Genomic DNA, 11,427 nt, shown 5'->3' on the forward strand with positions numbered 1-11,427 from the left:
GTCGCCGATGATCTGGTCGACGACCAGGCCGACGCGCTCCGAGCCCGTGGAGATGACCACGACCTTCTGGTATGGGTCCGGCTTGGTGCCGGTGCGGAAGAGGTCGCGCAGGCGGATGAACGGCACCAGGCTGTCGCGCAGCGAGATGAAGCTGCGGCCGCGCGAGCGCATGTCCTCTTCGAGCGACAGTTCCAGGCATTCCTCGACCGCCGAGAGCGGGATGACATAGCGGCTCGAACCGACGCGGACGAGCAGGCCGTCGATGATGGCGAGCGTCAGCGGGATATTGAGCACGATATCCGAGCCCTTGCCGGGGGTGGAGGTGACGTTGATCGAGCCGCGCAGTGTATCGATGGTGCGCTTGACCACATCCATGCCGACGCCTCGGCCGGAAAGGTTGGTGACGCTCTGCGCCGTCGAGAAGCCCGGCTGGAAGATCAGCTGCAGCAGTTCCTGATCGGAGAGCACCGCATTGGGTGCGATGATGCCGGAGCTTTCCGCCTTGGCGCGGACACGCTCGCGATTGATGCCGCGGCCGTCGTCGCTGATGGTGATCTTGACCTGGCCTCCGGTCTGATGCGCCGTCAGCACGACCCGTCCCATCGCCGGCTTGCCCGCGGCGAGGCGTTCCTCCGGCTGCTCCAGACCATGGTCGCAGGAATTGCGCACCAGATGAACGAGCGGATCGGCAAGGCGTTCGACGACGGTCTTGTCGACTTCGGTGGACTCGCCCTCGGTGACCAGTTCGATCTGCTTCCTGGTTTCGTGGGCCAGATCGTGGATGAGGCGGCGGAAGCGGCCGAAGAGCTGGGTGACCGGCACCATGCGCAGCACCATCATCGTGTCGCGCAACTCGCCCGAAAGCCGTTCGATGTCTTCGGAGACCGCGCGCAAGGCAATGTCGCTGCCGGCTCTGGCAAGCTGCGAGAGCCGCGACTGGGCGATGACGAGTTCGCCGACCCGGTCCATCAGCTCATCGAGGCGTTCGGCGGGAACACGAACACTTTCGCTGACCTTACTGACCTTCGTGTCGCCAGACGCAGCCGGAGGATTTGCCGCTGCGGAAGCCGACGCATTCACCGCCGTCGAAGGCGGCATTTCTATGTGATCAGCTTCGACGTGCTTGAATTCCAATACTGGTTTCTCAACCACCACAGGCGCAATGGCTTCATCATCACCGACCAGAGAAATATCGAGCACCATCTCGTCCATGACGAAGATGAACACATCTTCGATCGCCGAACGCGGTGCTTCGGTTTTCAGGTCGACCGTCCAGGATACATAGAGGGTCGAGGGATTGAAAGCGCTGAGGGCGGGGACAGTGGAACGATCGACAACGAAGCTGCATTCACCGAGGTCGCGAAGTTCATCGAGCAGCGCCAGAGGATTAGTGCCATTTGCCATGGCGTCGGCCGGCAGTGAAAACATCACCTTCCAATGCCGTAATCTGGCGCTGGCGACGGCGGCAGGTACGTCGCCGCCGGCGCGGGCGGCTTCGACAGCCTGATGCAAGCGCTCAAGCAGTGCCGTGCTTTCCGCGTCGTGGTTGCCGCCCGGGATTTCGACCAGAGTGCGCATATGGCCCTGGGTATCGAGGACAGTCGAAATCAGATAATTGGTTGCGGGAACTTCACCCTTGCGGACGAGATCGAAAGCGGTCTCGCAATGATGGGTGAAAGCGGCGAGCGCTGAAAAGCCGAACATTGCGCCCGAGCCCTTGAGCGTATGCAGGCTCCGGAACACCGAATCGATCTGCTCCTTATCCGAAAGGTTCTCGAGCAGGTCGAGCAAGCCGGCTTCGATCGCTTCGAGCAATTCAGCCGCCTCGGTCCTGAAGACTGCAATCGGATCCGGATAATTCATTTGCCGAGCACCTTCTTGACGATCTTCACCAGATTTTCCGGGTCGAAGGGCTTGGTCAGCCAGCCGGTGGCGCCGGCTTCCTTGGCCTGCTGCTTGATGGATCCGTCGGATTCGGTGGTGAGAAAGATGATCGGAATACCCGTCTGGCTCGGGATCTTGCGCAATTCGCGGATCATCGTCAGGCCGTCCATGACAGGCATGTTGAGATCGGTGACGACCAGGTCGAATTGTTCGGACGTCGCCTTGGCGATGCCCTCGGCACCATTTTCCGCTTCGCTGACGGAATAGCCCGCGCTCGACAGCGCAATATTCGTCGTCAGGCGGACGCTTGCCGAATCATCGACGGTCAGGATCTTGGCAGACATCAAATAACCTCCTTATGAAACCAAAATTGCCCGTCTTCCGCAGAAAGACCGTCAAGGAAGCCCGCACGCCGGAGCGTATCGGTGACAGCTTCATTGACTGGCTTCACCAGCCTGATCTCCTTGCCGGCGGCGCGGCCTTGGATGCGAGCCGCTTCGATCAATTGAATGAGAGACAGATCGCACTCACCGACGCCGTCAGCGTCGATCTCGACCGTGTCCAGTTTCGCGAACTGGGCCAGCAGTTCGACATAGATGTCGCGGATATTGCGAATGTTGACCTTTTCGGCGATCTGATACGCCATGCTTTTTTGCCCGCTATTCGAGTGGAATTCGGCGTTTGGTTGCGTTCTTAACTTGCTATAGTTCGGATAATAAATGGTTAACGCCGCTGGAATATACTTAAATTACTAATTTATAATAAAGTATTTTTATGCTTATATGCACGTTTCACCAAGCCACACAACCAATCATCGCGTATAATAATTGACATATGTCAATGAATTTCGTTATTTTGTATGACGTTATTTTATTTTCTTCCCTCATACTTCGAGTAATATAGCATAAAACAACAATATATGCGAAACATACTCAAACATATTCACATAAATATAGAAATATCTAAAAATGTAACTACGGTACAACAGCGTCACCGCCAGCAACGTTAGCGAGTAGAAGGATTTTTCCAAGTCCAGGGCATGGCGTTGGAAGAGCGCTAAACAACGGCCAATTGAAGAACTTCGGGTTCTTCATGGCGCGCCTGCTGCAGATATTTACCTGCACCTCGAGGACGCGAGAGTTCGATCCCAGCCGCCTGCCCAGCGACAGAAAGTGGGCGGCAAAACCGGTTCTGCCGATGGGCACCACGGTTCGTTGCGCCCCGAGGAGTATGATGAGATCGTATCTTTTCGCTCGCGCCACATCGACCAGGCGAACCAGGTTGCCGGCGAAGGAACGCTCCTGCGGGCGCTCTGCATGACCGCAATGTCAAGGCGCGGTTTCCCGGCGTTGATGGCCTCGGCATGAAGCGTCTGTGGGCAGGCACCATGACGGGGTGCGCCAGCGTTTTTCAACAGCGAGGCGACTCACCCGCCCGATTCGCCATCTCCTCGGGCGGAACGGCTCTGCGCATCGATGGCGTCTTCGTCACCATGGGGCGCTATCCAGCGCATCGAGCGGGAATTTGAGGTATCGTCGGCCATTGCTCTCCGGCTCCGGCAAGCGGCCGCCACGAAGGTTTACCTGCAACGCGTGAAGGATCAGCTTCGGCATCGGCAACGTCTTGTCACGTGCTTCGCGCAGCGCCACGAACCTCTCTTCGTCTATTCCGGCGATATGCGGGTTGGCGCGCTTCTGCTCGCCAACCGTGCTTTCCCATTTCGCGTGTCGTCCACCCGGGCGGTAATCATGGCCGGTGAACAGTCGCGTCTCGTCGGGCAATGACAGAATGCGCTGGATCGAAGACCACAATTCTCTCGCGCTCCCCCCGGGAAAGTCCGTGCGGGCCGTCCCCGAATCCGGCATGAACAGCGTATCGTGGATGAAGGCGGCGTCGCCTATGCCATAGGTGACGGAGGCGAGCGTGTGGCCTGGCGAGAACATCACGCGACCTTCGAGGCCGCCGATCCTGAATCCGTCGCCGTCTTCGAACAGGCGATCCCATTGCGATCCATCAGCCGCGAAGTCCGGCATGTTGTAGATGTCCTTCCACAGTCGCTGCACGTCGACGACATGAGCACCGATCGCCGTGCGGGCGCCGGTCTTCTGCTTGAGATAGTGCGCAGCCGAGAAGTGGTCGGCATGCGGATGCGTGTCGAATATCCATTCGACGCTCAGCCCTTGGCTCCACACATAGTCGAGAATAGCGTCGGCATTGCCGGTCGCCGTCGCGCCGGATTTCTCGTCGAAATCGAGCACGGGATCGATGATGGCGCAGACCTTTGCCTGGGGGGCACTGACGACATATTGGACGCTGCCGGTTCGGGGATCATAAAAGCCTTTGACCTCCGGCACGCGGCCATCCTCACGCTCCAGCCAGCGTACAGCACCGGCCAGGTCGAAGCCGAAGCGTCTGCCGAAGCCCTCCACATCGCGGCGCTCCATCCGGCCGTCCAGAACTTCGCCGAGGATGTGGAGTGTGAGCGCGCGCAGGCCGCTGTCGCAATGCGCCAGAACCGGCTTGTTCGCAGCCGCAGCCACGTCCTGGAAGGCGCGGATATCTGCCTCGGTGATGGTGGGGCCGGTGACCGGGACGAAGGCATAGTTGAGACCAGCCGCGCGCGCGGCCTCAGCCTCTGCGGCATTTCCGGGCTGAGCGGGCTCTTCATCGTCGGGTCTTGCGTTGATGATGCCGGCGAAGCCCTCTCCGGCAAGGCTGCCGAAGGCGGCAAGGTCAGGTTGGGCTGACACCGTCAGGTTTTCCGTGATTTTGATGACCGTCATTGTCATTACTCCGCCTCCACATTCACTATACGGCCAAGCTAATCTATATTGAGCTCAGCTCAAGCGGCTGCCGATGCTGCGGCCGGCTCGAGGGCAGTCCAATCCGGCCTGGAGCCGTCACATCATGGTAGAACGGCCCGTCCAGAAATTCGCGTGGCGAGACCTGACGGCCATTCAGCGCTTGTGGCCAAGATAGGTCGTCGAGATCATGGCACGCCGCGGCGGATCCTGGTACGTATGCAGCTCGAGCGTGTCACCGGTCCCCGCTGGCCCCATACGCCAATCCACCTCAAGTCGATTACCATTGGCGGTCACCTTATCGGTCCGGTCGTGAGTCTTCAGGGATTGCTCGATGAGATCGGCCAGACCGTCGGTCGAAGCGCTGAGAGAGTGCACGGAACACGAAACGGTAGGACGATCGACAGGGCCGGTGAAATAGGCGGAGAGGCCGACTTTCTGTCCCCGCACCATCAGTTTTGCAAAATACACAATGTCGATCTTGGGTCCGCTTTCCCATTCAGGAGAGACCGGGCCATGTTCGCTGGCGAAACCCACCTCCGAGGCGATGCGGTCCAGTTCGCTTGGCAATGCCGGCCGAAGTGCGCAGGTTTTGACGAAGAGATCGACCAAGGTAGGCGCGTCAACCTCCTCCGCGGCGGCCCCGCCCGTAAGCGTCAGAACAGCAAGTGCCGCGAACGCCAATCGAATCATGCCAAGCTCCTTACCACCCCGGGGCTTGCGCCTCGGTTTCTCGTTATGGGAGATTGTGTCGTCTTCTGCCGCCCTACCCAGCCTATGCCAGCCGCCACCGACCGATCGCCAGAATGGCGCAACATTTGCCCCGCGAGAACGTCAAACAGAACGCGCCAACGGCCAGTTGGAGCAGCTAAGCCGCTCATTCGAATAGTATATCCAGCTGCCCGCTCCCAAGCCTTGATCACTACACCACTTTTGAATCGAAATCCATTGACAGTCCTCTGTCTCTCGCACCCACCTGGCAAACACCACGCACCGTCGGAACAGGACGTCGCCGTCAACGAACGATTTGACACCGACATTGTTGTCGTCCGCACCGTTGCGATATGGTTTGATCTGCCCTGGTCTCGACCGACCGGCCGAGGTTGCGGAAGAACCGTCGGTCACCAGATGTTTTGCTCCAACCTGTCCGCCTGCTCCGTCTCCAGAGCCAGGCAATGGTTCGGCCAGGCACAGCGATGATTGAAGCGGCGAGGTTTCAAGTTTTGTTTTTGTTTGGTTTTGTTTTCTGTCTCCGTTGTCCGTCTCAGTCTGTGTCTCTGTCTCTGTATGTCGACACCCGTCCGACACCGGTGTCTGACCGGTGTCGGACGGGTATCATAAGGGTATCGTAGGGCCATCACCATTTGCCGTTACTCAACGCCGCAACTTCGCACGTCGCATTCGCGCGGCGACGAGCGAGCAGAGGCAGATCTCCGAAAATCAACCGGCGCCTACACTTTGGTTATCCGAAGGTCCTGCTTCCACAAAATCAGCCCGGCAGCGCTATTCGGCCGGACATTTGTTTGATGACAATCTCGTAGAAGATGTGCGGATATTTTCCGGTCAACTCCTGCGGGGTCGGCTTGAGCGAACCCGGCTCCCACCAGTCCTTGACCGTCTGGAGAGCTTCCCACGCGGTCTGCCGGTCCCGCTCCGACGAAAGCTCGTGGAAGACGCCCTCACAGACCACGCATCGCCAATTCTGGTAGTCCGACAGGTGCTCGATCTCGACGCAGACTTTCGGATTGGCCCGCATATAGCTGATCTTCTGCCCCGGCATGGAAAAACTGAAAAAGCGATTCAGCAAATATGCATAGTGGATCGGCACGACATAGGGCTGGTTGTCGTGGCAACAGGCAAGGCGAGCGATCCGCTCGCTTTGAACGAGGCTGTGACATTCCGCTGCACGCATCTCCTGGATAATCATGATTTTGCCACCTATCGCTATGTTTCGTGTGAGCGCATTTGTAACATCATCCGTCCGACATGCCTAAAAGCGGTTGAAACCGCTCCGAGGGTGCATCGTCCGGCAAGGATTGTCCCCTCCCACACGACCGGACGCATTGACCCTGGTCAAACCGGCTTCGTCGAGCGCTCTCATGGAAATCAACGGTCTCAGGCTGCCGGATGGCAACAGGACGCACATCGCGGCAGACAATTGAGTTTGGGCCAAAATTATCCAGTCGGAAAGCCGCGATCCTCGATTTGAGCGCGTATCATGTCGTAGGCGACGGCTGTGTTCGACACCGAACGATAAAAGTTGATCAACTCGTCCCAGGGATCGGCGATCTTGTTGAGGCCCGAAATGAACACCACCAGCGTGCCGACCTGCGTCTCGCCGTGGATCACGAGGTAACCACCAACGGTCAATACCACGATCACTCCCATGGAATCGAGGAAATTGCCGAGTGCAGCCAGCGCATATTTGCGCGCATAGATCGCGATCCTGAGAGAAAATATCCGATGGATGATGCTTGCCCCGGTMACGCGCATGGCGATGGCTGCATCGGTGATGCCGGCGGCGATATGGCCGAGATGGCGGACGTTGATGATCCTGAGACGCGCCAGGCGGTTGATCGTATACTGCGTCAACGGCACGATCAGCGCCTGCGGTAGGTAGAGCGCCAGCGCGAAGGCGGCAATCAGGGGCTGGGCCCAGAGCAGATAGCCCACGACATAGACGATCGTGCCGCCGGTCAGCAGCGGCAGGCCGAAAGCCTCGCCGCCGAAACCGCTGACATCCTCGGTCTCGGCCGCCAGCATGGAGACGATCGTGCCGGGGCTGAGGTCCGGACCGGTTCTGCCATCCGATCCATCGGTATCCCGCACGCGTTCGACGATCCTGAAGCGAATATCGCGGGCAATCCCCTCGATCGCCATGCCCTTGAGCATGTTGAGCGCGAACTTGATGGCGCCTTGCAGGCATATGACTGCGAAATAGATGCTGCCCAGGATGGCCAGAAGAGCGATATCACCCTTCTGCACCGCTTCATTGACAATCCGGCGCTGCAATTCGAGCGGCACCATCATCATCGGCGCCAGGATCATCGTCAGCACAGAGATCCAGGCCTGCTTGGACCGGCTTTCCGACCAGATATAGCCGTAAAGATCGAGGCTTATCCGCAGGGTTCGTCGGAACGGATCACTCATTCGAAGGTGATGTCGGCAATTCGGGAATCCGCTCTGGCGAGCATCTGAAGCGAGCGGGAAATGGCGTCGAGCCGCATGTCTCAATTCCTCTCCTAAAAATATGACCCTGATCCGAAAAATTCGGCAGGGCCAATGGTGACGGGTGACGGCTTCATGGTCGCCGCGGCGCGGTGGTTCTGGTGCGCTTCAAGAGCAGGCGCCGGACTTTGATCCGGCGCCCTTCAACTCTTGGTCAGTGCGCGAAGAAAACCGGGATCGTCGGGTTGTCGATCATTGAATGCGTGGTCCCGCCGAAAATCCGCTCCCGCAGCCGCGAATGACCATAGGCCCCCATGACGATCAGGTCGGCATTGATGTCGACCGCATGCCGCCGCAACACCTCATCGACCTCATGATCGCCACTCGCCAGCACGTCGACCGTTGTCTTGACGCCATGCCGGGTGAGGAAAGCGGCAATATCGGCGCCCGGCTCCTGACCGGTCGCGCCGCTTGTCGCGTGGGGGTCGACGACCACCACGCGAACATCCTCGGCGCCGGCGAGGAGATCCATGGACTGCCGCAGCGCCCGTCCAGCCGCGATGCCATCATTCCAGGCAACCACGACCCTTTTCGGAGCAAAGTCGATCTCCTTGCCCTTCGGCACGAGGATCGTCGGCGTTGGCGTGTCGAAAATCGCCCCATCGAGCACACGCTTCAGCAGGAATTCATCCTTGAGCATGTCGCCGCCGACCACCGTGACATCGGCATAGCGCGCCCGCTCGCCGATCTGCTGGGCAATATCGCCCTGAATGCAGTAGACCGGCTGCAACTCGCCAGGCAGGCTCTTGTCCTTGAGCAACTGGCGAAGCTCGCCAACCCTGCGCTCGAGGCGATTGTTTTCGTCTTCCCACATCTGCGACCAGGCTTCATAGGCATCGCCGCCCATCTCGCTGAATGGCGGTGGCGGGACACTGGCAACCACAATCCCGCTGAGATGTGCGCCTGAACGATCTGCAAGACTTGCAACTGAAATGACATCGGCATTGTCGTGATCGATACCGATGACAGCGAGAATGGTCTTGAATGTCATATCCGTCTTCCTTCCGTTGACCGATGAAGGCAGACTAGCTGGCAGCCATCCGCTCGCCTTGACTTTGATCAACAGCAATGGCGTTCGAAACGCTTGCGCAAAATCAAAGCCGACCGGCCCTGTCTGCGGGGCCTGACGACGGTTGGGCACACTCTCCTTCGATTGGGTTTGGCGCTGCTGGCAGGGCCGCTCGGTTCAGAATCCAGGTCGCCCGAATCCCAGTGCTTTGATCGGAGTCAATGCCGATCTTTCAGCGCAGGCAAAAATGCGCCCACAGCGCATAGCCACGACAAGGACCCGAAGGAGCGAACAGATGCAAAGCCAATTCTTTCTTCCCCTGATGACCTATCCCGACCAGACGTCCGACGTGACGATCGGCAACGCCGTCAAATTCGCCAGCAATTGCAACGCCCTGCTGCACGCGGTCGCGGTTGAGGTCACCATTCCGCCGATCACCGATCCCTGGGCATCGCTGCTGGTCAATGTCGACACGATGGCACTCGAAGCCGAACGCGCAAGTACGGAAGCCGGCAAACGGCTGCGGAGCGTGCTTCAGCAGCATGCGGTCGGAACCAACGTCAAGCCGAGTTGCGAGACAGTATCGATCAGCAGTGTCGAAGTGACCGAGGCTGTCGGCGAAATGGCGCGCAACTATGACCTGACATTGCTGCAATCGACCGCACCGTTCGAAGCCCTGTCGCAGGCAGTGATTTTCGACTCCGGCCGTCCCGTCCTCCTCTTTCCCGATACCCCCTCGCTTGGTCGCATCGACCACGTCGCCATCGCCTGGGACGGCAGCCGGGCGGCGGCACGCGCCTTGGCCGATGCCACGCCTCTGGTTGGCGCCGCCACGCAGCTTTCGATCATCTACGCGGTGGACGAAAAGCCGCTCGGAGATGATCCCGGCCGGCGATTGTTCGACAGTCTGGCGGCGCGTGGCTTGCATGCGGAGCCCTATGCGATCCATACGCATGGCCGCGTGGTCGGCGAAGCATTGCAGGAAAAGGCGATCGAACTGAGCGCCGATCTACTGGTGATGGGTGGCTATGGCCATTCGCGTATGCGCGAATTCATTCTCGGCGGCGCGACATTGGATATATTGACCAATCCGATGCTGCCGATCCTGATCTCCCACTGAGATGTGACGGACCTATCGTCAAGTGTGCTGAGGACGAGCCGACTTTGCCCATCCTCGGCACGTATTCGCTGCGGGTGGAATATGCCGCCCGTCACTTCCGGCATCAGGCCGCAACGTGCCTACCGATATCGGCGACCGGCAGATGGACCAGGTCCTTGTCCAGTTCTCCGACAACCGATGCTCTGACAGAGTCCGAAATAACGGCTCTCAGTTCCGCCAGCGCCTTCGGCGGCGCGATGAGGACGACGCAAGCAAAGCCCTTGTCGGCCTTCATGGCGTCCAGAGTCTCCGCAGCCTGTTCGAGGAAGCGCCGGCCGGCAACCGCGTGCCAGTCGGTCTGGTCGACGGTACTATGATGGCTTCCCGAATATACTGTCCCCGGCGCATCCGTGCCCTGTTCATGGGTGCGCGGATTGGCCGCCGCCTGCATCACCTTGCGGACTTCGAGATGCGGCGCAACCGGCGTACCCTTGTTCTCGAGCAGGATCGCTTTGCTATGGTCGGCGACCATGATCCAGGCGCCGTTCGGGACACTGACATTTGCCATTGAACTTCTCCTTCTTGTCTTGAAACCGGTCTGCGCCCGACAAGGTTGCCAAACCTTGATCGAGGTCAACGGCAGTGGCCCCGGCTCCGCTAAGGTCATTGCATCAACGGCCTCATAGGAGAGATGTTCATGCTTGCCGGAGACATCATGACCAAAGCGATCCTGTCGGTGACACCGGATCACAGCATTCGCCACGCCGCCCGGATCATGCTGGACCATCATGTCAGTGGACTGCCCGTCATCGACGGATCAGGCAAACTTGTCGGCATTTTGAGCGAAGGTGACCTGCTCCGCAGGGTTGAGCTGGGTCCTGCGGCGATCAAGAGCGAGGGCCGCCAGAGCGCTGAAGACTATATCAGGACCCATGGCTGGCGCGTCGCCGACACGATGACCAGTCCCGTCGTGACGATTTCCGAGACCACGCCGATCGACCAGATCGCCGCCCTGCTGAGCGCCAACCGGATCAAGCGCGTGCCGGTCATCGACGACGGAAAAGTGGTGGGCATTGTCAGCCGGGCCGATATTCTGCGCGGCATCATCGCAAGCCCGCCAGACGACAGCGCCTGCAGCGACGAAGCGATCCGGCTCGCCATCACTACCCGTCTCCACCACGAGCTCGATCTCGATCTGGCCCAAGTCAGCGTCACAGTCAGCAATGGCGACGCCCATCTCTCGGGCCAGGTCCGCTCCGAAGCGGAACAGAAGGCGGCCTATCTGGTGGCGGAGACGGTCAACGGCGTGCGCGGCATCATCAACGACCTCCGTGTACCCTCGGATGTACCGAACGCAATCGATGCTGCAGTCCGGTCAGCGTGAGCGGCTTTAGACATTTCCTGCT

At 59.4% G+C, this 11,427-nt stretch carries 11 protein-coding genes; 2 read left to right on the forward strand and 9 right to left on the reverse strand.

Annotated elements, in window-relative coordinates:
• The 8 genes from AC1D06_RS33770 to AC1D06_RS33805 all read right to left on the reverse strand — a co-directional run.
• The coding region (locus tag AC1D06_RS33770; RefSeq protein WP_477990190.1) for a chemotaxis protein CheA at positions 1-1,863 on the reverse strand (1,863 nt) is incomplete at its 3' end.
• Positions 1,860-2,228, reverse strand: a complete 369-nt coding sequence (locus AC1D06_RS33775) for a response regulator (RefSeq protein WP_477881531.1) — start codon at positions 2,226-2,228, stop codon at positions 1,860-1,862. The genes AC1D06_RS33770 and AC1D06_RS33775, both read right to left, overlap by 4 nt.
• A complete protein-coding gene (locus AC1D06_RS33780; RefSeq protein ID WP_477881532.1) occupies positions 2,228-2,530 on the reverse strand; it encodes an STAS domain-containing protein in 303 nt (100 codons plus the stop codon). The genes AC1D06_RS33775 and AC1D06_RS33780 overlap by 1 nt, the downstream gene beginning before the upstream one ends.
• A gap of 841 nt (positions 2,531-3,371) precedes the next feature.
• Positions 3,372-4,667: a bifunctional sulfur transferase/dioxygenase Blh gene (gene blh, locus AC1D06_RS33785; protein ID WP_477990191.1), complete on the reverse strand. Its 1,296-nt coding sequence runs from the start codon at positions 4,665-4,667 to the stop codon at positions 3,372-3,374.
• 174 nt (positions 4,668-4,841) lie between these two features.
• Positions 4,842-5,378: a hypothetical protein gene (locus AC1D06_RS33790; protein WP_477990192.1), complete on the reverse strand. Its 537-nt coding sequence runs from the start codon at positions 5,376-5,378 to the stop codon at positions 4,842-4,844.
• Between the two features lie 796 nt (positions 5,379-6,174).
• Positions 6,175-6,612, reverse strand: coding sequence for a pyridoxamine 5'-phosphate oxidase family protein (locus AC1D06_RS33795; protein WP_477990193.1), 438 nt, complete (start codon positions 6,610-6,612; stop codon positions 6,175-6,177).
• 248 nt (positions 6,613-6,860) lie between these two features.
• The gene (locus tag AC1D06_RS33800) at positions 6,861-7,835 is read right to left on the reverse strand and encodes an ABC transporter ATP-binding protein (RefSeq protein WP_477881538.1); all 975 of its coding nucleotides are present in this window, start codon (positions 7,833-7,835) and stop codon (positions 6,861-6,863) included.
• 232 nt (positions 7,836-8,067) lie between these two features.
• The gene (locus AC1D06_RS33805; protein WP_477881540.1) at positions 8,068-8,904 is read right to left on the reverse strand and encodes a universal stress protein; all 837 of its coding nucleotides are present in this window, start codon (positions 8,902-8,904) and stop codon (positions 8,068-8,070) included.
• 313 nt (positions 8,905-9,217) lie between these two features.
• Between AC1D06_RS33805 and AC1D06_RS33810 the strand changes: the two genes are divergently transcribed.
• On the forward strand, positions 9,218-10,042 hold the full coding sequence (locus AC1D06_RS33810) for a universal stress protein (protein WP_477990194.1): 825 nt from the start codon (positions 9,218-9,220) through the stop codon (positions 10,040-10,042).
• A gap of 103 nt (positions 10,043-10,145) precedes the next feature.
• Here AC1D06_RS33810 and AC1D06_RS33815 read toward each other — a convergent pair whose 3' ends face one another.
• A complete protein-coding gene (locus AC1D06_RS33815; protein WP_477881543.1) occupies positions 10,146-10,589 on the reverse strand; it encodes a host attachment protein in 444 nt (147 codons plus the stop codon).
• A 147-nt stretch (positions 10,590-10,736) separates the two neighbouring features.
• Here AC1D06_RS33815 and AC1D06_RS33820 point away from each other — a divergent pair, with 147 nt between their 5' ends.
• Positions 10,737-11,405, forward strand: coding sequence for a CBS domain-containing protein (locus tag AC1D06_RS33820; RefSeq protein WP_477990195.1), 669 nt, complete (start codon positions 10,737-10,739; stop codon positions 11,403-11,405).
• Positions 11,406-11,427 lie beyond the last annotated feature (22 nt).

This window comes from Rhizobium sp. P2_G2 (assembly GCF_056403555.1).